Annotated in this window: 22 protein-coding genes; 14 read left to right on the top strand and 8 right to left on the bottom strand. The window is 72.4% G+C overall.

Going from position 1 to position 25509, the window contains the following annotated elements; genetic code table 11:
• Nucleotides 1–41: 41 nt before the first annotated feature.
• Together BLW57_RS26570 and BLW57_RS26565 are read right to left on the bottom strand one after the other, a co-directional pair.
• Nucleotides 42–1202, bottom strand: coding sequence for a serine hydrolase domain-containing protein (locus tag BLW57_RS26570; protein WP_093477933.1), 1161 nt, complete (start codon nucleotides 1200–1202; stop codon nucleotides 42–44).
• A 173-nt stretch (nucleotides 1203–1375) separates the two neighbouring features.
• Nucleotides 1376–2308 carry an SCO2400 family protein gene (locus BLW57_RS26565; RefSeq protein WP_093477932.1) on the bottom strand — a complete coding sequence of 311 codons (933 nt, stop codon included), beginning with the start codon at nucleotides 2306–2308 and terminating at the stop codon, nucleotides 1376–1378.
• Between the two features lie 201 nt (nucleotides 2309–2509).
• Here BLW57_RS26565 and BLW57_RS26560 point away from each other — a divergent pair, with 201 nt between their 5' ends.
• The 8 genes from BLW57_RS26560 (at nucleotide 2510) to BLW57_RS26525 (ending at nucleotide 12785) form a co-directional block, all read left to right on the top strand.
• Nucleotides 2510–3667 (top strand): mandelate racemase/muconate lactonizing enzyme family protein, encoded by a 1158-nt coding sequence (locus BLW57_RS26560; RefSeq protein ID WP_093477930.1) that lies wholly within the window; start codon nucleotides 2510–2512, stop codon nucleotides 3665–3667.
• Entirely contained in the window at nucleotides 3664–4677 is a 1014-nt protein-coding gene (locus BLW57_RS26555) for a zinc-dependent alcohol dehydrogenase (protein WP_093477929.1), read from the top strand. The genes BLW57_RS26560 and BLW57_RS26555 overlap by 4 nt, the downstream gene beginning before the upstream one ends.
• A 139-nt stretch (nucleotides 4678–4816) precedes the next feature.
• Nucleotides 4817–5782, top strand: coding sequence for a hypothetical protein (locus BLW57_RS26550; RefSeq protein ID WP_093477927.1), 966 nt, complete (start codon nucleotides 4817–4819; stop codon nucleotides 5780–5782).
• A gap of 39 nt (nucleotides 5783–5821) precedes the next feature.
• Entirely contained in the window at nucleotides 5822–6931 is a 1110-nt protein-coding gene (gene chvE, locus BLW57_RS26545; protein WP_093477926.1) for a multiple monosaccharide ABC transporter substrate-binding protein, read from the top strand.
• 44 nt (nucleotides 6932–6975) lie between these two features.
• A complete protein-coding gene (gene mmsA, locus BLW57_RS26540; protein WP_093477924.1) occupies nucleotides 6976–8526 on the top strand; it encodes a multiple monosaccharide ABC transporter ATP-binding protein in 1551 nt (516 codons plus the stop codon).
• Nucleotides 8523–9767 (top strand): multiple monosaccharide ABC transporter permease, encoded by a 1245-nt coding sequence (gene mmsB / locus BLW57_RS26535; RefSeq protein ID WP_093477923.1) that lies wholly within the window; start codon nucleotides 8523–8525, stop codon nucleotides 9765–9767. Before mmsA ends, mmsB begins: the two co-directional genes overlap by 4 nt.
• A 23-nt stretch (nucleotides 9768–9790) precedes the next feature.
• On the top strand, nucleotides 9791–10939 hold the full coding sequence (locus tag BLW57_RS26530; protein WP_093477921.1) for an aldose epimerase family protein: 1149 nt from the start codon (nucleotides 9791–9793) through the stop codon (nucleotides 10937–10939).
• Between the two features lie 115 nt (nucleotides 10940–11054).
• Nucleotides 11055–12785 (top strand): pyridoxal phosphate-dependent aminotransferase, encoded by a 1731-nt coding sequence (locus BLW57_RS26525; protein WP_093477920.1) that lies wholly within the window; start codon nucleotides 11055–11057, stop codon nucleotides 12783–12785.
• A 12-nt stretch (nucleotides 12786–12797) separates the two neighbouring features.
• Here the strand turns inward: BLW57_RS26525 and BLW57_RS26520 are convergent, their stop codons facing one another.
• Nucleotides 12798–13445 (bottom strand): DUF4360 domain-containing protein, encoded by a 648-nt coding sequence (locus tag BLW57_RS26520; protein WP_093477918.1) that lies wholly within the window; start codon nucleotides 13443–13445, stop codon nucleotides 12798–12800.
• 168 nt (nucleotides 13446–13613) lie between these two features.
• Nucleotides 13614–14072: an RrF2 family transcriptional regulator gene (locus BLW57_RS26515; RefSeq protein ID WP_093477917.1), complete on the bottom strand. Its 459-nt coding sequence runs from the start codon at nucleotides 14070–14072 to the stop codon at nucleotides 13614–13616.
• Nucleotides 14073–14147: 75 nt separating this feature from the next.
• On the opposite strand from BLW57_RS26515, the gene BLW57_RS26510 reads away from it, so the two are divergent.
• The 3 genes from BLW57_RS26510 to BLW57_RS26500 all read left to right on the top strand — a co-directional run bounded on the left by BLW57_RS26510 (nucleotide 14148) and on the right by BLW57_RS26500 (nucleotide 19078).
• Complete coding sequence (locus tag BLW57_RS26510; RefSeq protein ID WP_093477915.1) at nucleotides 14148–17117, top strand: beta-galactosidase; 2970 nt, start codon at nucleotides 14148–14150, stop codon at nucleotides 17115–17117.
• Between the two features lie 138 nt (nucleotides 17118–17255).
• Nucleotides 17256–17858, top strand: coding sequence for a toxin-antitoxin system, toxin component family protein (locus BLW57_RS26505; RefSeq protein WP_176985726.1), 603 nt, complete (start codon nucleotides 17256–17258; stop codon nucleotides 17856–17858).
• Nucleotides 17855–19078, top strand: coding sequence for an MAB_1171c family putative transporter (locus tag BLW57_RS26500; RefSeq protein WP_093477913.1), 1224 nt, complete (start codon nucleotides 17855–17857; stop codon nucleotides 19076–19078). The genes BLW57_RS26505 and BLW57_RS26500 overlap by 4 nt, the downstream gene beginning before the upstream one ends.
• 15 nt (nucleotides 19079–19093) lie before the next feature.
• Here BLW57_RS26500 and BLW57_RS26495 read toward each other — a convergent pair whose 3' ends face one another.
• The gene (locus tag BLW57_RS26495; protein ID WP_093477912.1) at nucleotides 19094–19939 is read right to left on the bottom strand and encodes an SMP-30/gluconolactonase/LRE family protein; all 846 of its coding nucleotides are present in this window, start codon (nucleotides 19937–19939) and stop codon (nucleotides 19094–19096) included.
• Nucleotides 19936–20709: an IclR family transcriptional regulator gene (locus BLW57_RS26490; protein ID WP_093477910.1), complete on the bottom strand. Its 774-nt coding sequence runs from the start codon at nucleotides 20707–20709 to the stop codon at nucleotides 19936–19938. The genes BLW57_RS26495 and BLW57_RS26490 overlap by 4 nt, the downstream gene beginning before the upstream one ends.
• A gap of 167 nt (nucleotides 20710–20876) precedes the next feature.
• Between BLW57_RS26490 and BLW57_RS26485 the strand changes: the two genes are divergently transcribed.
• Complete coding sequence (locus BLW57_RS26485) at nucleotides 20877–21434, top strand: hypothetical protein (RefSeq protein WP_256339595.1); 558 nt, start codon at nucleotides 20877–20879, stop codon at nucleotides 21432–21434.
• Nucleotides 21435–21458: 24 nt separating this feature from the next.
• Here the strand turns inward: BLW57_RS26485 and BLW57_RS26480 are convergent, their stop codons facing one another.
• Nucleotides 21459–22289, bottom strand: a complete 831-nt coding sequence (locus BLW57_RS26480) for an oxidoreductase (RefSeq protein ID WP_093477907.1) — start codon at nucleotides 22287–22289, stop codon at nucleotides 21459–21461.
• Between the two features lie 94 nt (nucleotides 22290–22383).
• Between BLW57_RS26480 and BLW57_RS26475 the strand changes: the two genes are divergently transcribed.
• The gene (locus BLW57_RS26475) at nucleotides 22384–23319 is read left to right on the top strand and encodes a LysR family transcriptional regulator (protein ID WP_093477906.1); all 936 of its coding nucleotides are present in this window, start codon (nucleotides 22384–22386) and stop codon (nucleotides 23317–23319) included.
• On the opposite strand, the gene BLW57_RS26470 is transcribed toward BLW57_RS26475, so the two are convergent.
• On the bottom strand, nucleotides 23316–24191 hold the full coding sequence (locus BLW57_RS26470; protein ID WP_093477904.1) for an ATP-grasp domain-containing protein: 876 nt from the start codon (nucleotides 24189–24191) through the stop codon (nucleotides 23316–23318). The genes BLW57_RS26475 and BLW57_RS26470 overlap by 4 nt on opposite strands.
• 147 nt (nucleotides 24192–24338) lie before the next feature.
• On the opposite strand from BLW57_RS26470, the gene BLW57_RS26465 reads away from it, so the two are divergent.
• Nucleotides 24339–25370, top strand: a complete 1032-nt coding sequence (locus BLW57_RS26465; RefSeq protein ID WP_176985975.1) for a MerR family transcriptional regulator — start codon at nucleotides 24339–24341, stop codon at nucleotides 25368–25370.
• Nucleotides 25371–25509 lie beyond the last annotated feature (139 nt).

Here is a 25509-nt window from a genome sequence, read left to right as displayed (position 1 = left end):
CTCTTCCGTGGTCTGTTCCCGCCCGGAATCCCCGCCGCCCGCTAGCGCGCGGCCAGGGCGGCCCGGTGCACCGCCGCCACCAGGCGGTCGTTCTCCGGGGCCGCGCCGCCCGGGAAGGCGAACCGGCGCCGGGTGTAGCCGTAGGCGATGCCGCTGCGCGGGTCGGCGAAGGACTGGACGCCGTTCGCGCCGCTGTGGCCGATCGTGCCGGCGCCGAGGAAGGAGTGCCAGGTGTCGGCGGTCGCCTGGAAGCCCAGGCCGAACGATTGGTGCGTACGGGCCACCAGGTCGTGGCCGACGGAGTGGATCTGCCCGAACTCCGCGACCGTGTCCTCCTTCAGCAGCGGGGCCTTGCCGTCGACCTCGCTGATCGCCGCCGCGTACATCCCCGCGAGACCCCGCGCCGAGCCGACCCCGCCCACCGAGGCCGGGCCCTTGGCGCGGATCAGCCGCTCGTTCGCCAGGCCCTCCAGATCGGTCGGCTGGGTGCCGTGCCGGTTGAAGGCGATCGCGGCGAGGGTGTGCGGACCGGCCGGCAGCCCGTCGAGGAGGGCCTGCTGCGCCGGGGTCGGCAGCATCGGCCGGACGGAACGGAAGCGCGGCTCGCGCGCGGCGGGCAGGCCGAGGTGCAGATCCAGGCCGTAGGGGGCGCGGATCCGCTCCTCGTACAGCTCCTGGACGGTACGGCCCGTCGCCCGCCGGACGACCTCTCCGGTGAGCGCGCCGATCACCAGGGCGTGGCAGCCGAAGGCCGTGCCCGGCCGCCAGAACGGCCGCTGGTCGGCGAGGCGCTCGGCGATCACCCGGTCGTCGGCCAGTTCGGCGGGGGTGAACCCGGTGTCGGTGCCGATCAGTCCGGCGCGGTGCGCGAGCAGGTCCCGCAGGGTCAGCGCGCCCTTGCCCTCGGCGGCGAACTCGGGCCAGTAGTAGGTGACCTTGCGGTCCAGTTCCAGCGTGCCGTCCTGCACGAGCAGCGCCGTGACCAGGTGGGCCGCGCCCTTCGTGGCCGAGTAGACACCGTAGAGCGAGTCGCCCGCCGTGCCCTCTCCCGTCCACAGGTCCACCACGGGGCGCCCGTGGAGGTAGGCGCACAACTGGCCCTCGTAGTCGTCCCGTTCCCCGGCGACGAAGGCGGCGAACTCCTCGCGCACCGCCTCGAAACCCTCGGCTACGGTGCCGTGGACAGTGGTCTCCTGCGTCATCCGCTCTCCTCAACTGAGCCGTGCTCGCCGCTCCCCCTCGGCACAACGCCGTCCGGATCAGGGCGTTTCCTGGATCGGTACGGCGAGAGGTGCCCGTACGACTCAACCGTCAGCCGGACGCGGGGCCGTCGGGGACGGGACGGGAAGGTGGTGCGCGGCCCGCCCGGGGCGGCTCAGGTGCACCACCACAGGAAACGGTTGCAGGTCTTGGTGGGCGACGGCCGCGGGGTGGGGCGGGAGGTCGTCGGTGCGGCCGTCGGGGTGGCTGCGGGCGGGGTCGTGGCCGGCGCGGCGGGGCCGCCCGCGGTGGCGCCGGCACCCGTCGTGGCCTGCTGCTGTGCGGCGCCGGTGTCCTCGGCGGACGGGGACGCGGAGTCCTTCTCCTTCGGGGACTTCGAGGCGGACGCGGAGGCCGAGGCACTCGCGGAGGCGGAGACGGAGGCGCCGGGGGTGGCGCCGGAGCCGTCGTCGAGCGGCCGGGCCGTGCGCGCCGGCGCGGCGGAGGGCGAGCCGCCGTCGACCGTGGTGCCCCGGGCCGCGGCCGGCGGGTCCTCGGCGAACGGCGAGAAGGGCGCGTCCGTGCCCAGTTCGGCGAGGCTGAGTCCGCCCGCGGCCAGGACGAAGCCGGCGGCTATCAGCAGGGTCCGGCGCCGTCTGCGCCGGTGCGCCGCGGCCTTGCGGTCACGTCGGCTGGAGTCAGCCTCCGCGGGGCTCACGGTGGCGGCGCCGCGCTGTCTGCGCCGGGCGGCCCGGCCGCCGGCCCGGGGCTCGTCCGGGGACTCCGGCGCTTCCGGCGCGTCCGGCTCCTCGGGAGCCTCCGGCTCCGCCGGCTCCGCGGCGCCGCCCGGCCCGTACCCGGGCGTGCCGTCGTACCCCATGGTGCTGCCGTACTCCTGCGCGCCGTCGTACCCGTGCGTGGTCCCGTGGTCCTGGGCCATTGCGTGGCCCATCGCAGGGGTGGGAGCACCGTACGGCTCACCCGCGCCCGTGTGGGCGTGGCCGGCCGGGGCGTGGGCGGGCACGGCGAGCCGCTCGGCCGGTGCGCCGCACCCCGGGCAGGCCAGGGCGCCGTTGAGGTGCCGTTGGCACGGGTGGCAGAAGTCCATGACGCGGGAAGACTAGAGTCCGCATGGGTCGAGTTCCCAGTCAGCTCTGTGAAGGTTTCGTAGGGGAGCGGACGAACTCCCGCACTCCGTGCCGGAACCGTTACCTGTTCGACCCATTGACACCCCCACCGCGCCGTCCTTACTGTCACGCCAGCATTTCGAACGTGTGACGAAATCTCGAACAGCTGAGAGGCAACTGCCGTGCGCATCACCGGAATCAGCACGCACGTGGTCGGCACGCCGTGGCGCAACCTGACCTACGTCCAGGTGCACACCGACGAGGGCATCACGGGAGTCGGCGAGACCCGGATGCTCGGTCACACCGACGCGCTGATCGGCTACCTGCGGGAGGCCGAGGCCAACCACATCCTCGGTTCGGACCCGTTCGCCGCCGAGGACCTCGTGCGCCGCATGAAGTACGGCGACTACGGGCGGGCCGGCGAGATCGTCATGTCCGGCATCGCGGTGATCGAGACGGCCTGCTGGGACATCAAGGGCAAGGCGCTCGGCGTACCGGTCTGGCAGCTGCTGGGCGGGAAGGTCACTGACCGGGTCAAGGCGTACGCCAACGGCTGGTACACCACCGAGCGGACCCCGGAGGCCTACCACAAGGCGGCGCAGGAGGTCGTCGAGCGCGGCTACAAGGCGCTGAAGATCGACCCGTTCGGCACCGGGCACTTCGAGCTCGACCACGACCGGACCCTGTACGCCGTCTCCCTCATCGAGGCCGTACGCGACGCGATCGGCCCGGAGGCCGAGCTGATGCTGGAGATGCACGGCCGCTTCTCCCCCGCCACCGCCGTCCGGCTGGCCAGGGAGATGGCCCCGTTCAGGCCGGCCTGGCTGGAGGAGCCGGTGCCGCCGGAGAACCTCAAGGCGCTGGAGAAGGTGGCCGCCAAGGTCGACATCCCGGTCGCCACCGGCGAGCGCATCCACGACCGGATCGAGTTCCGCGAGCTGTTCGAGAGCCAGGCCGTGGACATCATCCAGCCCGACGTCGGCCACCTCGGCGGCATCTGGGAGACCCGGAAGCTGGCCGCCACCGCGGAGACCCACTACATGCTGGTCGCCCCGCACAACGTGGGCGGGTCCGTACTGACCGCGGCTTCCCTCCAAGTCGGCTTCACCTCGCCCAACTTCAAGATCCTGGAGCACTTCAACGACTTCGCGGACGCGGAGATCAAGAAGGTGGTCAAGGGCGCCCCGGAGGTCGTCGACGGGTACTTCCACCTGTCCGACGCACCGGGGCTCGGCGTCGAGCTGGACGTCGACGCGGCGGCCGAGTTCCCGCAGCAGCAGGCCCGGTTCGACCTGTGGGCCGAGGGCTGGGAGCAGCGCAAGCCGAAGGACACCAAGTGAGTTGGCCGGGCTCGCGGGTCGTCGTCGAGGCGCCGGGCGTCCACCGGGTCGAGGAGCACACGCCCCGGCAGCCCGGTCCGGGCGAGGCGCTGGTGGCCGTGCACGCGGTCGGCATCTGCGGCAGCGACCGCGAGGTGTACCAGGGCAACCGGCCAGAGGGGTACGTGCGTTACCCGCTCACCCCCGGACACGAGTGGTCCGGCACGGTCCGGGCCGTGGGCGCCGGAGTCCCCGTGACGCTGGTCGGCCGCAAGGTCGTCGGCGAGGGTTTCCGGAACTGCCAGGTCTGCGACCGCTGCCACGCGGGCGAGACCACGCTGTGCACGGACGGCTACGAGGAGACCGGCTTCACCCAGCCGGGCGCCATGGCCGCGACGCTCACCCTGCCGGCCCGGCTGCTGCACGTCCTCGCGGACGACGCCGACCTCACCGCGGCCGCCCTGCTGGAGCCGGCCGCCTGTGTGGCCGCCGCGGCGCTGAAGGCCGGCGCCCGGCCGGGCGAGCGGGTCGCGGTGGTCGGCACCGGCACGCTCGGGATGTTCGCCGTGCAGTTCCTGAAGGCCGTCTCGCCCGGGGAACTACTGGTGGTGGGCACCGGACGGGACCGTGAGGCGCTGTCCCGGGGTCACGGGGCCACGGACTTCCGGACCCGGGACCAGGAACTCCCCGGCGACTTCGACGTGGTGGTCGAGACCGCCGGGTCCGCGTCGGCCGCGCGCACCGCCGCCTCCCTGCTCAGGCGGGGCGGACGGCTCGTCCTGACCGGCATCCCGGCACCCGGCGCGGACGGCCTAGACCCGACCGACCTCGTCGTACGGCAGCTGGAGGTGCACACCGTCTTCGGGGCGCCGCCGGACGCCTGGGCGCACACCGTGCGGGTGTTCGGCGCCGGACTGCTGGACCCGCTGCCGCTCGTCACGCACGAGCTGCCGCTGACCGAGTTCTCGCAGGCCATCGAGTTGGTCGGGGCCGGCGACCCCAAGGTGGGCAAGGTGCTGCTCCGCCCCTAGCCGTGCGCCGGCCGGGGCGTGACCTGACGGCGCCCCGGCCGGCGTACCGGGACGGCCGCTTCTTTCGCGGCGCCGGCAGGGCCCCTCTCCGTCCCGAGTTGCGAACCACGTCCGAAATACCGAACACGAAGGACAGCCCGTGACCGACGCTTCCGCCCCGGCGGCCCGCAGGCCCGGCGAGCAGGTGCTCTCCGCCCTCGGCCTGGGCGCCCCCGCCCTCGATCCCGCCGACGCCTCCGCCCACAGCTTCCCGGGCGGCGGCCGCTGGCGCACCGAGATCCCCTCGTGCGAGGGTCCCGAGGCGCTGGCGATCGTGCTCAAGGAGGCCTCGCGCCTCGACGTGCCGATCCACCGGATCAGCCAGGGCAGCGGCGTGTGGATGCTCACCGACGCCGAGATCACCGAGATGGTCGAGGCGACCGCCGAACGCGACATCGAGCTCTGTTTGTTCACCGGCCCGCGCGGCACCTGGGACATCGGCGCCTCGGTGCGGTCCGACTCGCGGGGGGCCGGACTGCGCGCCCGCGGCCACGACGCCGTCGCCGGCTGCCTGGAGGACGCCGTCCGCGCCACCGAACTGGGCGTCCGCTGCCTGCTGGTGGCCGACGAGGGCGTGCTGTGGACCCTGCACCGGGCCCGTGCGGCGGGGATCATCCCGGCCGGCACCACGCTGAAGGTCTCGGCGCTGATCGGCCCCGTCAACCCGGCCTCGTACGCCGTCTACGAGCGGCTCGGCGCCGACTCGGTCAACGTGCCCAGCGATCTGACGCTGGATCACCTCACCGAGATCCGCCGGGTGTCCCGCGCCCCCATGGACATGTACATCGAGGCCCCCGACGACCTCGGCGGCTACGTGCGGATGTACGAGGTCGCCGAGCTGATCCGGCGCGGCGCACCGCTCTACCTGAAGTTCGGTCTGTCCAAGGCCCCCGGCATCTACCCGTGGGGGACCCATCTGCGGGACGTGACCCTGGACACCGCCCGGGAGCGGGTGCGGCGCGGCCGCCTCGCCCTGGACCTGCTCGCCCGGCACGGCGCGGACGGCGACATGGCGCCGCTCGGCTCCCGGCTGCCCGGCCCGCTCCACCGCTTCACCACCGCCTGACCCCCCTCCCGACGCCGAGACGACCAAGGACTGATCACCATGCGCAACCGCAGAGCCGCACTCGCCACGACGGCCGTAGCCGCCTCGCTCGCCCTGACGCTGACCGCCTGCGGGCAGAGCGGCGAGGGGGGCAGCAAGGAGAAGTCGGGCGGCGCCGAGGGCGCCACCATCGGCGTCGCGATGCCCACCAAGTCCTCGGAGCGCTGGATCTCCGACGGCAAGAACGTCGTCAAGGACCTGGAGGCCAAGGGCTACAAGACCAAACTCGTCTACGGCGAGGACGACCCCGAGCAGCAGGTCTCGCAGATCGAGAACCTGATCACGCAGGGCGTCAAGGGACTGATCATCGCGGCGATCGACAACAAGTCCCTGAACAGCGTGCTCCAGCAGGCCGCGGACGCCGACATCCCGGTCATCAGCTACGACCGCCTGATCCTCGGCTCGCGGAACGTCGACTACTACGCCTCCTTCGACAACGAGAAGGTCGGCAGGCTCCAGGGCCAGTACATCGTGGACAAGCTCGGACTGAGCAAGGGGAAGAAGGGCCCCTTCAGCATCGAGCTCTTCGCCGGCTCCAACGACGACAACAACACCCGGTACTTCTTCGACGGCGCGATGAGCGTCCTGAAGCCGTACATGGACAAGAAGCAACTGGTCGTACGGTCCGGCCAGACCGCTCTCAACAAGGTCACCACCCTGCGCTGGGACGGCGCCACCGCCCAGCGGCGCATGGACGACATCCTCACCTCCTCGTACAAGAGCGAGAAGGTCGACGCCGTCCTGTCGCCCTACGACGGCATCTCGATCGGCGTGCTGTCCGCGCTGAAGTCGGACGGCTACGGCTCGGGGAGCAGGCCGCTGCCGGTCATCACCGGCCAGGACGCCGAGCTCGCCTCCGTGAAGTCGATCATCGGCGGCCAGCAGACGCAGACCGTCTACAAGGACCTCCGCAAGCTCGCCGAGGTCGCCTCGACGATGGTCGACGACGTACTGAAGGGCAAGAAGCCCCAGGTCAACGACACAAAGTCGTACGACAACGGCTCCAAGGTCGTCCCCGCCTACCTGCTCCAGCCGGTGAGCGTCGACAAGACCAACTACGAGGACGTCCTCGTCAAGGGCGGCTACTACACGGCCGCCCAGCTCAAGTAGTCCCCGCCGACCGCCCGACCCCACTCTGATTGGAAGGCACGACCATGGCGGGACCCGTCCTGGAAATGCGCTCGATCGTCAAGACCTTTCCCGGTGTCACAGCGCTCTCGGACGTCTCACTGACGGTAGGTCAGGGCGAGGTCCACGCCATCTGCGGCGAGAACGGCGCCGGCAAGTCCACCCTGATGAAGGTGCTCTCCGGCGTCCATCCGCACGGCAGCTACGAGGGAGAGATCCGCTTCGAGGGAGAGCTCTGCCGCTTCAAGGACATCCGGGCGAGCGAGCACCGCGGCATCGTCATCATCCACCAGGAGCTGGCCCTGGTGCCCTACCTCTCCCTGGCGGAGAACATCTTCCTCGGCAACGAGCACGCCACGCGCGGCTTCATCAACTGGAACGACACGCTGGGGCACGCCGCCGAACTACTGCGCCGGGTCGGTCTGACCGACCATCCGGAGACCCGCGTCGCCGACATCGGCGTGGGCAAGCAGCAGCTCGTGGAGATCGCCAAGGCGCTGTCGAAGAAGGTGCGGCTGCTCATCCTGGACGAGCCGACGGCGGCCCTCAACGACGAGGACAGCGGCAAACTCCTCGATCTCATCCTGGAGCTGAAGAAGCAGGGCATCACCTCGATCATCATCTCCCACAAGCTGGGCGAGATCCGCCGGGTCGCCGACTCGGTGACGATCATCCGTGACGGGCGCTCCATCGAGACACTCGACGTGCGGGCCCCGGACACGACCGAGGACCGGATCATCAGCGGCATGGTCGGCCGCGACCTCGACCACCGCTTCCCCGAACGCACCCCGCACCGCGCGGAGGAGGGCGCCGCCGCGGCCCTGGAGATCCGTGACTGGACCGTGCGCCACCCGATCGACCAGCAGCGCAAGGTGGTCGACGGCGTGTCGCTCACGGTCCGGCGCGGCGAGATCGTCGGCATCGCGGGCCTCATGGGGGCCGGCCGCACCGAGCTCGCCATGAGCGTCTTCGGGCGGTCCTACGGCCGGTACGCGGGCGGCACGGTCCTCAAGGACGGCGAGGAGATCCGGACGAAGACCGTCGCCGAGGCGATCGGGCACGGCATCGCCTACGTCACCGAGGACCGCAAGCACTACGGCCTCAACCTCATCGACACCATCAACCGCAACATCTCACTGACCTCGCTGCGCAGGGTGGCCCGGCGCGGTGTGGTCGACGAGCACGAGGAACGGCGGGTCGCCGAGCGGTTCCGCGCCTCCATGAACATCAAGGCGCCGACCGTCTTCGAGCCCGTGGGCCGGCTCTCCGGCGGCAACCAGCAGAAGGTCGTCCTCAGCAAGTGGATCTTCGCGGAACCGGACGTGCTGATCCTGGACGAGCCGACGCGCGGGATCGACGTCGGCGCCAAGTTCGAGATCTACACGGTCATCGACAAGCTGGCCGCCGAGGGCAGGGCGGTCGTCTTCATCTCCTCCGAGCTGCCGGAGCTGCTCGGCATGTGCGACCGCATCTACACGATGGCCGCCGGACGGCTGACCGGCGAGTTCTCGCGAGCCGAGGCATCCCAGGAATCGCTGATGCGTCAGATGACGAAGGACAAAGAGGTAACCCGATGAGCACGGACGTGACTGCCAGGACCCCGGCCCCGGCCCCGCCCGGAAAGGGCGGCGGCGAGGCCCCCGGCGGCCTGCTGCGGCTGATGCTGGACGGCCTGCGCAACAACATGCGGCGGTTCGGCATGCTGATCGCGCTCGGTCTGATCGTGGTCCTGTTCTCGGTGTGGACCGACGGCGACCTGCTGCTGCCGCGCAACGTCTCCAACCTGGTGCTGCAGAACAGTCACATCCTGATCCTCGCGATCGGCATGATGCTGGTGATCATCGCGGGTCACATCGACCTGTCGGTCGGCTCGCTGACGGCGTTCATCGGCGCGTTCGCCGCCGTCCTCACGGTGCAGCGCGGGGTGGCCTGGCCGGTCGCCCTGGTGCTGTGCCTGCTGGTGGGTGCGGTGGCCGGCGCGGTGCAGGGCTTCATGATCGCCTACTTCGGCATACCCTCGTTCATCGTCACCCTCGCCGGGATGCTGATCTTCCGCGGTCTGACGGAGATCTTCCTTCAGGGCCAGACCCTCGGCCCGTTCCCGGCCGGCCTGGAGAAGCTGGGCAACGGCTTCCTGCCGGAGACCGGACCGGACACCAACTACCACAACATCACCCTGCTGCTGGGCATCGCCCTGATCGTCTTCACGGTCGTGCAGGAGGTCCGCGACAGGAAGCGTCAGCAGGAATTCGCCCTGGAGGTGCTGCCGCGGAACATCTTCCTGCTCAAGCTCCTCGCCATCGGTGCCGCGATCCTCGTCGTCACGATGCTGCTGGCCAGCTACAAGGGCGCGCCGATCGTGCTGATCGTCCTCGGCGCGCTGGTCGTCGGCTACGGCTACGTGATGCGCAACGCCGTCTTCGGCCGCCACATCTACGCGATCGGCGGCAACCTGCCGGCGGCCAAGCTGTCCGGCGTGAAGGACCGGAAGGTCACCTTCTGCGTCTTCCTGAACATGGGCGTGCTCGCGGCTCTCGCGGGCCTGGTGGTCGCCGCCCGGCTGAACGCGGCCTCGCCGAAGGCAGGTCTCAACTACGAGCTCGAGGCGATCGCCTCCTCGTTCATCGGCGGCGCGTCGATGAGCGGCGGTGTCGGCACCGTCCTCGGCGCCATCATCGGCGGTCTCGTCCTCGGTGTGCTGAACAACGGCATGAACCTCCTCAGCGTCGGCACCGACTGGCAGCAGGTCATCAAGGGCCTCGCCCTGCTGGTGGCGGTCGGTTTCGACGTGTGGAACAAGCGCAAGTCCGGTTCGTAAGCGCCCAGACAACGGAGTCGCACATGGAACTGAACAGACGCACCGTCATCGCCGGCACCGCCGCGGCCGGCCTCGCCGCCACCGCCGCGGGTACGGCCCACGCCTCCTCGGGGAGGAAACCGGTGAAGGAGCTCTTCGGCACCCTCGCGGACGGCACGAAGGTCCACCGCTGGTCGCTGGAGAACGGCGGCACCCGGCTGAAGGTCCTCTCCTACGGCGGCATCGTCCAGTCGCTGGAGATCCCGGACCGGCACGGCCGGTACGCGAACGTCTCCCTCGGCTACGACGACCTCGCCGCGTACGTCGCCGGGACGACCTTCTTCGGCGCCACCATCGGCCGGTACGGCAACCGCATCGCCAAGGGCCGGTTCACCCTGGACGGCAGGACCTACCAGCTGTCCGTCAACGACGGCGAGAACAGCCTGCACGGCGGCGCCGAGGGCTTCGACACCAAGGTGTGGGACGTCGAGCCGTTCACCGCGGGCCCGGACGTCGGCCTGCGCATGTACCGCACCAGCCCCGACGGCGAGATGGGCTACCCCGGCACGCTGCGGACGAAGGTCACCTACACGCTGACCCGGCACGGCGACTGGCGGATCGACTACGACGCCGTCACCGACCGGCCGACGGTCGTCAACCTCACCAACCACACCTACTACAACCTCGCGGGCGAGGGCAGCGGCAGCATCCACGACCACGAACTGTGGCTGGGGGCGGGCCGGTACACCCCCACCGACGCGGGCCTGATCCCCACCGGCGAACTGGCGAGGGTCGCGCACACCCCGTTCGACTTCACCCGGACCAAGCCGATCGGCCGCGACATCCGCGTCGGCCACGCCCAGTTGGTGACCGCCAAGGGCTACGACCACAACTTCGTGCTCGACAAGGGCGTGACCCCGCGTCCCGAGCACGTGGTGACGCTGCGCGACCCGGGGTCGGGCCGCACCCTGCGGATCCTCACCGACCAGCCGGGCGTGCAGTTCTACTCGGGCAACTTCCTCGACGGCACCCTCGTCGGCCCGTCCGGACACACCTACCGGCAGGGCGACGGGCTGGCCCTGGAGACCCAGCACTTCCCGGACTCGCCGAACGAGCCGTCGTTCCCCTCCACCGTGCTGCGGCCGGGACAGCGGTACCGGACGACGACGATCCACACGTTCGGGGCGAGGTAGCGCCACGGGCGTGAAGTGGCTCACGTGCCGCATGAGTTGAACGCCACCCGGCCCGCCTCCGTATCCAGGGGTGGCCCGTGCTCCCCCGCACGGGCCACCCCGAACGGAGGTCCCCTTGTCCGGCAACGTCACCTCGTTGTTCCGCGGCACCGCCGCGCACAGCCCTTCGATGGCGGCGCTGACGCGGGAGGGCGGCGACGGGACCGGCCCGGTGGACTTCTGCATCCCCTGCAACCCGTACTTCCCCACCCCGGCCATGTTCGACGAGATGTCGGCCCGGCTGCGCGAGATCGTCACGTACTACCCGAGCAGCGCCGACACCATCACGGCCGAGCTGTGCAGCCTGCTCCAGCTGCCGCCGCAGTGCGTGGCGATGGGCAACGGCTCCACGGAGCTGATCACCTGGATCGACCACCTCCTCGTCCGCGAGTCGCTGGCGATCCCGGTCCCCACCTTCGGCCGCTGGACCGACCAGCCGATGGAGACGGGCAAGCGGGTCGACATGTTCCCGCTCCAGGAGGCCAACGACTTCGCCCTTGACCTCGCCCAGTACGCCGAGTTCATCCGCGTGCGCAAGACGCGGGTGGCCGTGATCTGCAACCCCAACAACCCCGACGGCGGCTACCTGCGCCGCCAGCAGGTGGTGCAGTTCATGGACGCGATGGCCGACCTGGACCTGGTGGTGATCGACGAGTCCTTCCTGGAGTTCGCCGACGCGGAGACCGAGTCGAGCGTCGTCCAGGAGGCCATGCTCCGCCCGAACGTCGTCGTCCTGCGCAGCCTCGGCAAGAACTTCGGCCTGCACGGCATACGCTTCGGCTACCTCGTGGCCAACCCGGCGCTCGCGGGCCGGATCCGCTCGATGCTGCCGAAGTGGAACCTCAACTCCTTCGCCGAGCACGTGGTGTTCATGCTGAAGGAGCACGGCTCCGAGTACGCGCAGAGCCTCCAGCAGGTGCGCCGGGACCGGCTGGAGATGGCCAGCCAGCTCTCCGCGCTCCCCGGCCTCACCGTCTACCCCTCCCAGGGCAACTTCCTCTTCGTCCGTCTCCCCGTGGGGGCCGAGGGCACGGTGGTCCGGGACCGGATGCTCACCGAGCACCGGATCCTGGTCCGCGAGTGCGGCAACAAGATCGGCTCCTCCAGCCGCTTCCTGAGACTCGTGGTGCGCCCCCAGGTCGACGTGCGTCGCCTGGTGTCCGGCCTGGAACAGGTGCTCTACGGGTCCAGGAGGGGAGCCGCCGTGCCCGAGCTGGGCACCGGGACCAGCTACAGCTCGGGTACGGCGGCGGTGGACCGCCTGATCAACGAGACCAACGGGGCCGGTGTGCCGGGGCTGGCTGCCCAGGCCCTCGGCGCCGGTCCCGCCCCGGCCGCCGGCACCGGCATGCCGCTCCCCGCCGCGGCGTCGCCGACCGGCGGCGGGATGCCGATGCCGGCGGCAGCCCAGCCGGCTCCCGCGCCGGTCCCGGCGCCCGTACCGATGCAGGTGCCCGCGCAGATGCCGGCGCCCGCGCAGATGCCGGCGCCCGCGCAGATGCCGGCGCCCGCGCAGTTCCCGGTGCAGCAGCCGCCGGCACCCCAGCAGGTGCCGGTGCCGGCGGCCGCCGCCATGCCGGCGCCCGCGCCCGTCCCGGTGCAGGCACCGGTCCCGGCGCCGGCGGCCGTGGTGGCACCGACTCCGCCCGGCGTCCCGGCGCGCGGCGGGCTCACCGCGGCGCAGGTGCGCGGTATGACGGCCCCCGCCACCCCGGTCCCCGCCACGGGGCTGTCTCCGGCCCCGGCGACGGGCTGGCCCAATGCCCAGAGCTGGCCGAACGCGGCAGGGATGGGGCAGACGGGCTAGCCGGACCGCGGACTAGTGCGGGCACTCCTTCCATGCCAGGTGGTAGACGGTGCTGATGTCACCGTCGGTCGAGTCCATCGTCATGAAGCTGACCTTGCCGGGGTTGGCGCTGCCCGCGTTCACCCTGAGCTCGGTGTTGATGTTGAAGTTGCGCAGGACCCCGCAGGGCGCCCAGACCAGCTGGGCCCAGTCCGTGGTGTCGGTGGCCTGCCAGTCGTCGTTGAAGGGCCCGCCGTAGGGGTGGGACAAGGGCACGGTGTTCGGGGACCCCTGGAAGTAGTACGAGGCCTTCTGCGTCGCCGTCGCCCCGGGCTGGAGCGAGAGGAAGCCCCGGTAGTCGGCGCTGGCGATCGCGTACGTGAAGCCCTGGGGCACGTGGACCACCAGGTTGAGCTGGCAGTTCTTGCGGAAGGCCGTGGGATCGGAGTTACCGCCGGCCTGGGCCAGGTAGGCGCTGTAGGTGACCGTGAAGGCCGTGTTGTCCGGCGACACGGCCACGGCGGCCGTACCCGCGGGACAGCCCGATCCGTTCACCGTCGCCACGTCGATGACGATCTTGTCCGGGGGCGGGTCGTCGAACACGGGTGACGAGCTCTGGGCGGGTAGCGCGGTGGTGAGTAGAGCGGCTACGGCGCCGCTCAGGAGGAGTCCACCAGCCATCGTTTCTCCCGGTTGTCGAGTGGGGGGTCATGCCTCCGCCCGCCCGTTCACCCTTGAAGAAAATGTGCGTCAACTGTGAAGGAGGAAGGGAGGCGTGGGTAGCGTAGGGAGCCCCACGAGCACCGGGCAGAGCGAACTCAGGCCATTCACTTCCGGGTTTTCACTCCGTCACGGGTTCTCCCACGCCGCCGGTTCCGCCGCCAGCGCCCGGACCGGCTCGGGCAGGGCGTCCGCCGCGAGGTCGGCGACCGTGACGCCCTCCAGGATCCGGCGCACGTTGGCCCGCAGGGCGATCCACAGGGGCAGCAGGGGCTGGGCCGTACCGGTGTAGGAGAGCGAGGTCGGGCGCTCGCCGCGCACGGAGACGATGGGTCCGTCCACGGCCCGGACGACGTCCGCCACGGTGATCGCCGCCGCGTCCCGCGCGAGCCGGTAGCCGCCGCCCCCGCCACGCCGGCTGTCGACGATCCCCGCGCGCCGCAGATCGCCCAGGATCCCTTCCAGGAACTTGTGCGGGATGTCCTGGACGGCGGCGATTTCCTCCGCCTTCACCGGGCCGTTACCCTGCCGTACGGCCAGCTCCAGTACCGCCCGTACCGCGTAATCCGCCCGCGCCGAGATCCTCATGTGTCCATTGTGGGGCGTACCCGCGTGGAGAATGGCCGCACCCGCGCCCCGTACGATCGCCCGGGAGGATCCACCTTGGCGCTCAGCAGACGTACCTTCAGTGCCCTCGCCGGCTCGGCCGCGCTCGGCCTCGCCCTGGGCGGCAGCGGCGGCCCCGGCGCACCCTCGGCCTTCGCGGGCGGCACCGCGCCGACCGGCCCGGCGCCCGAGCCGCCGAGCGCCGACGGCGAGCGGCACACCATCGGGTACGACCGCTACTCGCTGCTCGTCGACGGCAAGCGGCTGGTGGTGTGGTCGGGCGAGCTGCACCCCTTCCGGCTGCCGAGCCCCTCGCTGTGGCGCGACGTGCTCCAGAAGATGCGGGCCCACGGCTACAACGCCGTCAGCATCTACGTGGCCTGGAACTACCACTCCCCCGCGCCCGGCCGGTACGACTTCACGGGCGTGCGGGACCTCGACCTGTTCCTGCGCATGGCCGCCGAGACGGGGCTGTACGTCATCCTGCGTCCGGGTCCGTACATCAACGCCGAGGTCGACGGGGGCGGCTTCCCGGGGTGGCTCACGGCGGCGAAGGGCACGGCACGCACCTTCGACCCGGACTACCTCGCGCACGTGGACGAGTGGCTGTCGCAGGTGAACCGGATCGCCCGCCGGCATCTGTTCACCCGGGGCACCGGCACGATCCTGCTGTACCAGATCGAGAACGAGTACGACTCCCACGTCACCGAGGCCGCCGGCCGGGACTACATGTCCCACCTGTACAAGAAGGTCCGCGCGGACGGGATCGACGTGCCGCTGTTCCACAACGACAAGGGGCGCAACGGCTACTGGGTCCCCGGCTCGTTCGACACCGGCGGCGACAAGGGCGGCTGGCTGTACGGGTTCGACGGCTACCCGTCGCCCTCCCAGACCCCGCCGGACTGGGGGCACTTCGGGTCCGGCGGCATGAAGGGCGGGGCCACCGCCTCGCCGGCCACGCCCGGGTTCGTGCCCGAGTTCGGGGGCGGCTGGTTCGACCCGTGGGGCGGTGCCTGGTTCGACGGCAAGGGGTACGCCGAGTCGCGGCGCACCCGGGACGCGGCCTACGAGCGCCGCTTCTACCTGACCAACCTCGCCAACGGCCTGACCCTGCACAACGTCTACATGACGTTCGGCGGCACCTCCTGGGGGTGGCTGCCCGCACCGGTCGTCTACACCTCGTACGACTACGGGGCCGCGATCGACGAGGGCCGCAACGTCACCGACAAGATCGCCCCGATGCACCAGCTCGGGCATCTGCTGCAACGCGTGCCGGACTTCGCCAAGCTGGACAAGGCGTCCGAGGTGAAGGCCGAGGGCGTGAAGGTCTACCACCTGGCCAACCCGGACACCGGCGCGCAGGTGTACATCGCGCGCAACGACGGCACCGACGCGGTCACCACGGACCTGCCGACCGACGCCGGGGACCTGCGGATCACCGTGCCCGGCAAGGACGCCAGGCTGGTGACGACCGGGCTCTCGGTGGGCCGGCGGACGGTGAAGTACTCCACCGCCGAGCCCGTGCTGCACCTGTCGGCGGGGCGGCAGGACATCGCCCTGTTCTCGGGGCGCCGCGACGACATGGCCGAGCTGGTGCTGAAGTGCCCGGTCGAGCCGTTCGTGCAGCGCCTCGACCCGGAGGGCGCCTGGATCTACGACCGCAACGAACTGCATGTGAGCGCGCCCCTCGGCCAGGGCGGGCTGACACGGGTGCTGGTGCAGAACGGCGAGAGCGAGACCCCGCTGCTGCTGCTCTTCGCCGACGACGCCACCGCCGTCCGGCTCTTCCCCTACGACACCCCCTCCGGAACGCTGCTGGTGTACGGCCCGAAACTGCTGCGGCACGTCGAGGTGCACGGTTCCGAGGTCCGGCTGACGGGCGACGTCACCGAGACGGCGACCGTGGAGGTGTGGGGGCCGCGCGGGATCGACAAGCTGGTGTGGAACGGGCGGACCCTGCCCACCCGCACCACCCTCGCCGGCAGCCTGATGACCACGGGTCTGCTGCCCGAGGTGCCCGGGGTGGAGCTGCCCGAGCTGGGCGGCTGGCGGATGCGTACGGAGAACCCGGAGGCGGGCCCGAGCTTCGACGACTCGTCGTGGCGGGTCGCCGACAAGAAGACGTCGTACAGCACCACCGAGGTGCCCGAGGGGCAGCCGGTGCTGTTCGCGGACGACTACGGCTTCCACTACGGGGACGTCTGGTACCGGGGCTCCTTCAGCGGCTCCGAGGGCCTGGAGGAGATCTCGCTCGCCTACCGCACCGGCACCCAGGGCCTGCTGATGGCCTGGCTGGACGGGGAGCCGCTGGGCACGCACCGGATGCCAGTGCCGAACAAGACCACCACCATCCGGCAGGGCAGCTGGGCCGACACCGCGGTCCTCCCGGTGCGCGAGCGGCTGCGCTCGCCCGGCCGGCACGTGCTGTCGGTGCTGGTCCGGCGCATGCAGCACGACCAGGACGGCAAGGCGCTCGACACCCACAAGGCGGCACGCGGACTGACCGCCGTCTCCTTCGCGGGGGCCGCGCCGGACGTCACCTGGCGCATCCAGGGCGAGGCGGCCCCGGACCCCGTGCGCGGGCCCATGAACAACGGCGGGCTGTACGGGGAACGGGAGGGCTGGCACCTGCCGGGCTTCCGGGACCGGGACTGGGAGGCGGTGACCCTCCCGCGGGCCGCGCGGTACCAGGGCGTGACCTGGTACCGGACCACGTTCCGGCTGTCGGTGCCGGCCGATGTCGACGCGTCGATCGGGCTGACCCTGGAGGACGACCCGTATCGGGCCTACCGGGCGCAGATCTTCCTCAACGGCTGGAACATGGGCCAGTACATCAACAACGTCGGCCCGCAGCACACCTTCGTGCTGCCGAACGGCATCCTGCGCACCCGGGGCGCCAACACGCTCGCGCTGGCGGTCCTCTCGGAGTTCACCACGGACTCGGGGCCCGGCAAGGTGGGTCTGACCCTGCTGGGCAGGGCGGCCGGCGGCGTACCGGTGGACCCGGTGCCCTCCCCCGGCCGCTGAGGCCCCGGGCGCGGCCCTGCCGCCGGTGCTCACGCGGTGGTCGCGCCCCGGACGACGGTCGCCTCATCGCATGACGCGGACACATCCGGGCGCGTACGCTCGGACCGGCCGCCGTACCGGCGGTGGGGAGGGAGACCGATGGACTTCGCGGGCGCGCGACAGCGGTCGGCACGCCTGGCCGCACGGCTGCGCCGCTCCCGTCCCGGCCCGGGAATGCGCTCCCTGTCCGGCCGTCTCGCCGCCGCCGTCCAGGCCCGGCCCGAAACCCCCCGCGGAGTGCGGGAGCTGGGCCGCGCCCTGTGCGAGGAGATGAGCGTGCTGCGCGGCGGACGCCCGGTCGAGCTGCGTTTCGAACGGTTCCCGGACGAGATCGAGGTCACCGGTCTCTGGGTGGAGTTCACCGACTTCGACCTGGTCATCGTGGAGGAACGGGCCGAAGCCCTGCAGCAACTGGTCATCCTCGGGCACGAGTTGTGGCATCTGCACGCCGGGCACCGGCATCAGCACCCGGCCGGCGCCGCGGTGGCCCGCGCCTTCGCCGACGCGCCCGGCTGGCGGGACATGGCGCTCACGGTGGCCGCGCGCAACGGCTCCCGGGAGGCCGACGAGGCCGAGGCCGACGACTTCGGGCACCGCCTCGCCACCCTGTTCCGCCGCCAGGTGACCGGCGCCGGCGACGCCCCGCCGGGCCCCGTGCAGCGTGCCCTCGGCTATCGCGGACGGGGCGGAGCCGCGCGGTGACCCGGCTCGCCCTCGACCCCTCGGCGCTGCTCGACGAGTTCTACATCTCCTTCTGGATCCCGACCGCGGTCCTCGCCGTCGCGCTGGTGATCAAACTGCCCTCGATCATCCGGCTGTGGCGGGACCCGCTGCTGCGCGCCGTCGGCGGCCTGCTGCTGCTGGCCGGCGCGGTCTTCGTGTTCTGCACCCCGTCCACCATCGTCCGGGTGAACCGGCTGACCGGGGTGCCCAACATCGCGGCGCCCTGGTGCTATTCGCTGATCACCGCCATGTCCGGCTTCTGCCTGCTGCTGCTCGTCGCCTGGCGCAACGGCCGGTACGACCGCTCGGCGGCGACCCGGCAGGCGCTGCGCCGGGTGGTGTCGGTGTACGGCGGGGTGATCGTCGCGCTGTGGGTGCTGTTCCTGCTCGCCGACGCCCCCGAGGAACGGGTGCGGGACCTGGACACCTACTACGCCGGCACCCCCTTCATGCGCGAGGAGATCCTGCTCTACCTCGTCGCGCACGGCGTGGCCTGCCTGATCACCTCACGGCTCATCTGGGACTGGGCGCACACCGAGGGCCTGGACGCCTGGCTGCGCCGGGGGCTGAAACTGCTGGGCGCCGGGTACGCGCTCAACCTGATCTTCGACGGGGCCAAGCTGACGGCGGTGTTCGCGCGCTGGTGCGGGCGTGACCTGGACTGGCTGAGCACGAACCTGGCACCGCCGCTCGCCGCGCTGTCCGCGATCCTGGTCGCGGCCGGCTTCATCCTTCCGCACGCCGGCCAGTATCTGCAGGACCGCAGGCGGGTCCGGCTCGCCCACCGCGAACTGCGGCCGCTGTACCGGCTGATGCGGGCCGTGAGCGGCGAGGGCGTGCCGTTCACCCTGCGGGGCACGCCGGAGCTGCGGCTGACCCGGCGTGAGACGTTCATCCGGGACGTGCTGCTGCCGCTGGCCCGGCGCATCGACGCGGACCTCGGGACACGGGCGTACGACGCCGCGCTCGCGCTGGGGCATCCGCCGGAGCGGGCGCGGGCGCTGGCCGCCGCGGTGGGCATCCTGGACGCGGTCGAGAGCGGGGCGGGCCGGAGGTCCGAGCCGGTGGCGGGGCCCGACCCCACGAGCCTGCTCCGCGAGATCGCCGCGATCTCCGTCGCGTTGCGGCATCCGGGGACGGTGGAGGCGGTCCGGTCCTCGGCGGCCGTACCGGAGGACCGGGCCGCGGGGGTCGTCTAGGCCGGGGCCGACCGGTCAGCCCGCGAACGCCGGCTGGGGGAGGCCCTGGCCGGCGTCCGGGATCACCAGGAGCGAGCCGGCCACGGGGTGTGGTGAGGGCAGACCCACGCGGGCGGTCGTCACGTACAGGTCGGTCAGCGCGGCGCCGCCGAACGCGCAGGCCGTGGTCCGCGGTGTCGGCAGGGTGATCACCCGGTCCAGTTCGCCGGCCGGTGTGTAGCGGCGCACCGCTCCCCCGTCCCACAGCGCCACCCACACGCAGCCGTCCGCGTCGACCGTCAGGCCGTCCGGGAAACCCGCGCCCTCCTCGATCTCCACCAGCGGGCGGCGGTCGCGCACCCCGTCGGCGTCATGGTCGAAGACGTCCACGCGGCGCGTCGGGGTGTCGATGTAGTACATGAGCCGGCCGTCCGGACTCCAGCCGGTGCCGTTGCTGACCGTGACGTCCGGCAGGACCGTCGCCGCGGTGCCGTCCCCGGTCAGCCGGGACAGCGTGCCGCCACCGGTCGCCTCGTCGTACCGCATGGTGCCCGCCCAGAGGGAGCCGTCGGGTGCCACCGCCGCGTCGTTCCCGCGGCGGCCGGGCACCGGCTCGCGGCGCAGCCAGCGGAACGTGCCGTCGGGGTCCAGCAGTCCCACCCCGTCCCGGAGGTTGAGCACCAGACCGCCGCCCGCCCGGGGCTTGGCGGCACCGATGTGCTGGTCGGTCGTGCGCACCGTGCGCCGGCCGGTCGACGGATCGTAGGTGTGGACGCGCGCGCCGAGGATGTCGAGCCAGATCAGCCGGCCGGACACCGGGTCCCAGGCCGGGCCCTCCCCCAGCGTCGCCCCGGCCCGCACCGCGACCTCGTACGCCGTCATACCCCGCTCCGGTGGCCCAGCCGCTCCGACAGCTCGGCGGCGCCCTTCACGGCGAGCCGCTCCAGCTCGGCGCGGCGCTCCTCGCTCCAGCGGATCATGGGCACGGAGATGGACAGGGCGGCGACGACCTGGCCGGTGCGGTCGCGGACCGGCGCGGCCACGCAGGAGACGTCCGGGTTGGACTCGCGGCTCTCCACGGCGATGCCCCGCTGCCGGATCTCCGCCAGGGCTTCGCGCAGCGCTGCGGGCCCGGTGATGCTGTTCGGGGTCATCGCGGTCAGCTCGGCGCCGTCCGGGATCCGGGCGGCCAGCTCCCGCTCGGGCAGGGAGGCGAGCAGCATCTTGCCGACGGAGGTGCAGTGGGCGGGGAGCCGGCGGCCGGCGGCCGAGACCATGCGGACGGCGTGCGTGGAGTCGACCTTGGCGATGTAGATGACGTCGGTGCCCTCCAGGATGGCCACGTGCACCGTCTCGTCGCAGGTCTCGGCGACCGAGCGGGCCACCTGCTGGCCCTCGGCCGCGAGGTCGAGCTGCTCCGCGTAGCGGCTGCCGAGCTGGTACGGGCGCACCCCGAGCCGGTACCGTCCGGGCTGTCCGGGGACCTGCACGATGTACGAACGTGCCGCGAGGGTGGTGACCAGCTCGTGCACGGTGGTGCGCGGCAGTTGCAGCCTGCGCACGATGTCGGGGGCGGAGAGCGTCCCGTCCCCGTCGAGGAACAGCTCCAGAATGTCGAGAGCCCGGGTCACGGCAGGCACGAGACGTCCCACGGCCGGCCCCCTCCCTTGGGTCTAGGCGCCTGTACGGGATGTCGGAGTCGGCAACCCGATGTTCGAGATTTCAACAGGCGATCGGCATGACGAACACAGGCTAGTCATACCGGGTTCCGCGGGCAATGGTCTCCGGGCACGCCCGTGCGCCCGGGCACCATGGGGGCATGCCACTCGACTTCCAGCTGGTGCTGCTGCGCCGCATGGCCGACCACAATCCGGACCTGGTCGAGGACGCCCGGCGGCGGCTCGGGGTGTCGCTCGCCGAGATGCGGGAGACCAACAAGCGCTGGCAGGCCATGGTCCGTTCGCCGCGCTCCCGGTCCGCGGTCGCCCGCTACCGGTCGGTCCTCGGCGAACCGGAGTCGGTCGTCCCGCGCCGGCTCGGGGACCTCGACTGCGAGGCCCGCCGATGGGCCCTGCCCCTCTGGCCCGACCTGCTGTTCGAGGTGCTGGTCGGGCCGGACGGCGGTGTGTGGAACGAGTGGCTGGTGCGGGCGCCCGGCGCCCCGGCGGCGCGACCGGAGACCCTCGACGACCTCGTCCCCTGGTCCTGCACCGTGGACGAGGCAGCCCGCGCCTTCGCCCCGGCCCGCCCCCTGGAGGGCACGGCACCCACCCGGTGGGGGCTCGCGTTCACGGCCCCCGACCGGGAGGGCGTACGGCACGAGGTGGTCGCCGAGTTCACCTGGGGCTTGCTGCAGCGGTCGGCCGTCGTCGGCTGAACCGCCTCCGCCGGCCGCGCCGGCTCAGTCCTCGAACCCGGTCGCCCTGGTCCGCTTCTCCCAGGCCGTGACGTCCTCGCGGACCTGGTCGAGGTGGGCCAGCACCGCGCTCACCCCGTCGTCGCCGAGCGGCAGCCGCAGCGGGGTGCGCTCCGCCCCGAGCGCGGCCAGGATCAGCGCCGCCGCCTTGGCCGGGTCGCCGGGCTGCGTGCCGTCGCCACCGGAGACGAAGCCGCGGGTCTCGCCCACCTTCGCGTACACCCCGCTGTCCGCGCTGGCCCCGGCCCGGCCGGCCTCCATCAGCGAGGTCCGGAATCCGCCCGGCTCCACGATCAGCACCTTGATCCCGAACTCGGCCACCTCGTCGGCGAGCGCCTCGGAGATGCCCTCCAGCGCGAACTTGGTCCCGCTGTACGCCCCGAAGCCCGCGAAGGACATCTGCCCGCCCATGCTGCTCATCTGGACGATCGCCCCCGAGCGCCGCTCCCGCATGTACGGCAGCACCGCCCGCACGAGCGCGGTCGGACCGAAGACGTGCAGGTCGAACAGGTCCCGCAGTTCCCGCTCCGTGGTCTCCTCGACCGCGCCGACGTGGGTGCGGCCCGCGTTGTTGACCAGCACGTCGATCCGCCCGTGCCGGGCCACGACGTCCCGTACGGCGGCCTCCAGCGCGGCCGTGTCGGTCACGTCCAGGCGCAGCGCCTCCACCTGGTCGGGGTGGGCGGCCACCAGGTCGTCCAGCGCCTCGGGGTGCCGGGCCGCGCCGATCACCACGTCGCCCGCCGCCACGGCCGCCTCGCCGATCGCCCGTCCGAAGCCGCTGCTCGCCCCGGTCACCAGCCATACCCTGTTCATCGCGACTCCCCGTGCGTCTCGTCCTTCTCGACGTCCCCCAGCCTCCCGCCGCGCCCCATTGCCCGTCCAAGACCCATGGTGATAACCAACGGCTATGACCAGTGACGTCCACGGCCGCGAACTGCGCTACTTCGTCGCGGTCGCCGAGGAGCTGCACTTCACCCGGGCGGCCGAGCGGCTGTACGTCTCCCAGCCCGCGCTGAGCAAGCAGATCCGGGCGCTGGAGCGGCAGTTGGGGACGGAGCTGTTCCGGCGGGACCGGCACGGGGTGGCGCTGACGGGTGCCGGTGAGGCGCTGCTGCCGCACGCCCGGAAGGTGCTGGCCGCGTGGAAGGGGGGCGCGGCGGCGGTGGAGGCGGCCAGGGCGGCGGAGCGCAGCACGCTCACGGTCGGCATGAGCACCAGTCCGGGGCGGGGCGGACTGCTGCCGGCGATCCGCTCCCGCTTCACCGCCGCGCATCCCGGCGTCACGGTCCGGCTGCGCCAGCTGAGCTGGGACGATCCGACGGCGGGCCTGGCGGGCGGCGGCACGGAGGCCGCGTTCGTGTGGCTGCCGCTGCCCGACGAGGAGCGCTACGCCTGGACGGTGGTCGCCGAGGAACCCCGGCTGCTCGCCCTCCCGGAGACGCATCCGCTGGCCGCCCGGGCCGAGATCGACTTCGCCGACGTGCTGGACGAGCCGTTCCTGGCCCTGCCGGAGAGCGCGGGCGTGCTGCGCGACCACTGGCTGGCCGTGGACGCGCGGGCGGGCCGGGCGCCCCGGATCGGCGCGGAGATCGCCGGTGCCGAGGAGACGTACGAGGCGCTGGTCGCGGGCCTCGGGGTCTGCCTGGTCGCCGCGGGCAACGCCCCGCTGGTCAGTCTGGGCGGGGTCACCACCCGCCCGCTGCGGGGCGTCGGCCCGAGCCGGTACGCGCTGGCGTGGCGCCGTGAGGACGGCGGACGGCCCCTGGTGCGGGCGTACGCGGACGCGTGCCGGGCGACGGTGGGGTCCGCCGGCCGGGGCGGCGCCCGGACCCCGCCGCGCTAGTCGCGATCCGCCGCCGCCAGGATCGCCTCCGTCACCCGGGACAGGGAGGCCGGGTGGAGCCACAGGAAGAGGTTCGGTTCGACCAGTTCCAGTTCCATCAGGCGGGGCTCGCCGTCCTCGCCGTCCACGAGGTCCACGCGGGCGTACAGCAGCCCGGATCCACCGGGGACGGTGGCCAACGCCTTCTCGGCCACCGCGAGTTCGGCGTCCGTGGGCTGCCAGGGCACCAGGTCGGGGTGGGGCACCTTGTCGGCGTCGTACGGGGTGCCGGGCGTGAGGACGGCGCCCTTGCGGCTCGCGTGCAGCAGCCGGCCGCCGAAGAACTGCAGGGCCCGCTCCCCGCTGACGTCGATGCCCCGCACGTAGGGCTGCACCATCGCGGTGAAGCCCTCGGCGTGCATGCGCGCGAGCTGCCGTACCGCCGTGTCGTGCTCGCCGGGCGTGTAGCGGGCGGCGAACCGCGCCCCCGCGCCCGAGGTCGGCTTGACGACGAACTCGTGGCCGTCGGGCAGGTCGGCCGGTTCGCCCGGGGCGATGTAGCGCGTCGGGACGGTGGGCACACCGGCCGCCGCCAGCTCCCCCAGGTACCGCTTGTCGGTGTTCCAGCGCACCACCGGGGCCGGATTGGCGAGCCGGGTCAGCGCGCCGACCCGCTCCACCCAGGCCGTGAACTCCGCGGCCCGCCAGCTGTAGTCCCAGGTGGAGCGGATGACGACGAGGTCGTAGCCGCCCCAGTCCGCCTCCGGGTCGTCCCAGAACCGGGCCTCGGCCTCGGCCCCCGCGTCCCCGAGCGCCCGCACCAGCACCGCCAGATCGGTGTCGCGGACGGGCTCGGCTCCGGGGTCGTAGGTGGCGAGGGCGATGCGGGGCACGGCGGACTCCCTGTCGTACGACGTCTCGGTCGGGTGATCTACGCGGCGAGGCTAACAACCGGACGCGGAACCGGGACAGGGGGTTTGACCTTCACCTTCGGTGAAGCCCCAGCATCGGGGGCGGACGAGGAGGAGCACGGCATGGACATCGAGTTCCTGACGATCGGCGCCTTCGCCCGCGCCAGCCGGCTGTCGCCGAAGGCCCTGCGGCTGTACGACGAGCTGGATCTGCTGCGGCCCGCCCGGGTCGACCCGGACACCGGCTACCGGTACTACGCGGCCGGTCAGCTCGGGCGGGCCCGGCTCGTGGCCTGGCTGCGGCGGCTGGGCATGCCGCTCGCGGAGATACACGCGGTGTGCGCCCTCGACGCGGCGGGCGCCGCGCGGGCGATCCGGGCCTACTGGGCCCGGGTCGAGGCGGAGACGGCCGTACGGCGGGATCTCGCCGCGTTCCTCGTCCACCAGCTGACCGGAGCGACGGGAAGGGAACCCCTCACCATGCTGGAACTGCGTCATCACGCCCACTCCGACCGTGGGCAGGTCCGTCCGGCCAACCAGGACACGGTCCACGCCGGCCGCCGGCTGCTCGCCGTCGCGGACGGTTTCGGCCCCGAGGGGGCGCCGGCGAGCAGCGCGGCGGTGGCGGCACTGCGGTATCTGGACGACGCCGAGGAACTCGCCGCGGGAGGTGTGCTGCACCTGCTGGAGGACGCGGTGCGCTCCGCCGGTGAGGCCGTCGGGGATCTGGCGGGCGGCGGCGAGGTCGGCACCACGTTGACGGCGCTGCTGTGGACGGGTGCGGAGCTGGCCCTCGCGCACATCGGGGACTCACGGGCGTATCTGCTGCGGGACGGGGAGCTGAGCCGGATCACCCGGGACCACCGGGTGTCGACGGAGTCGCTGCTGCTGTTCAAGGCGCTGACCGGCGGGGACGCCCCGGTGCCCGATCTGCGGCTGCAGGAGGCCCGGGAGGGGGACCGGTTCCTGCTGTGCTCGGACGGGCTGACCGAGGTGCTGCCGGACGCGCGGATCGCGGCGCTGCTGGCCGCCGGGGCGCAGCCCGAGCGGACGGTGCGGCTGCTGGTCGAGGAGGCCAACGCCGCGGGCGGTCCCGACAACGTGAGCTGCGTCGTCGCCGACGTCGTCGTGTCCGGCCGTGCGTCCGCCCCCGCGGGCTGACGAACCGCCCCCGGCTGCCCGGCGCGGGGTACGAGCTGCGATCGCACCGGACCCGAGCACGGTCGTCGGGACGAGGCTCATGGGGTAGGAAGGGTGCTGTCGTCCCCGTCGGCCGACGAGCCGGCAGTAAGGAGTGCGC

The organism is Streptomyces sp. 1222.5 (assembly GCF_900105245.1).
GTDB classification, from domain to species: domain Bacteria; phylum Actinomycetota; class Actinomycetes; order Streptomycetales; family Streptomycetaceae; genus Streptomyces; species Streptomyces albidocamelliae.
Note: the sequence above shows the minus strand (reverse complement) of the source record. Positions and strands in the feature narration are given on the sequence as shown.

Bases quoted from the DNA above. Each gene is read 5' to 3' on its own strand.
- chvE (WP_093477926.1), top strand. From the start codon at position 5,822: ATGCGCAACCGCAGAGCCGCACTCGCCACGACGGCCGTAGCCGCCTCG.
- BLW57_RS26530 (WP_093477921.1), top strand. From the start codon at position 9,791: ATGGAACTGAACAGACGCACCGTCATCGCCGGCACCGCCGCGGCCGGC.
- mmsA (WP_093477924.1), top strand. From the start codon at position 6,976: ATGGCGGGACCCGTCCTGGAAATGCGCTCGATCGTCAAGACCTTTCCC.
- BLW57_RS26485 (WP_256339595.1), top strand. From the start codon at position 20,877: ATGCCACTCGACTTCCAGCTGGTGCTGCTGCGCCGCATGGCCGACCAC.
- BLW57_RS26495 (WP_093477912.1), bottom strand. From the start codon at position 19,939: ATGACGGCGTACGAGGTCGCGGTGCGGGCCGGGGCGACGCTGGGGGAG.
- BLW57_RS26520 (WP_093477918.1), bottom strand. From the start codon at position 13,445: ATGGCTGGTGGACTCCTCCTGAGCGGCGCCGTAGCCGCTCTACTCACC.
- BLW57_RS26565 (WP_093477932.1), bottom strand. From the start codon at position 2,308: ATGGACTTCTGCCACCCGTGCCAACGGCACCTCAACGGCGCCCTGGCC.
- mmsB (WP_093477923.1), top strand. From the start codon at position 8,523: ATGAGCACGGACGTGACTGCCAGGACCCCGGCCCCGGCCCCGCCCGGA.
- BLW57_RS26515 (WP_093477917.1), bottom strand. From the start codon at position 14,072: ATGAGGATCTCGGCGCGGGCGGATTACGCGGTACGGGCGGTACTGGAG.
- BLW57_RS26475 (WP_093477906.1), top strand. From the start codon at position 22,384: ATGACCAGTGACGTCCACGGCCGCGAACTGCGCTACTTCGTCGCGGTC.
- BLW57_RS26480 (WP_093477907.1), bottom strand. From the start codon at position 22,289: ATGAACAGGGTATGGCTGGTGACCGGGGCGAGCAGCGGCTTCGGACGG.
- BLW57_RS26570 (WP_093477933.1), bottom strand. From the start codon at position 1,202: ATGACGCAGGAGACCACTGTCCACGGCACCGTAGCCGAGGGTTTCGAG.
- BLW57_RS26505 (WP_176985726.1), top strand. From the start codon at position 17,256: ATGGACTTCGCGGGCGCGCGACAGCGGTCGGCACGCCTGGCCGCACGG.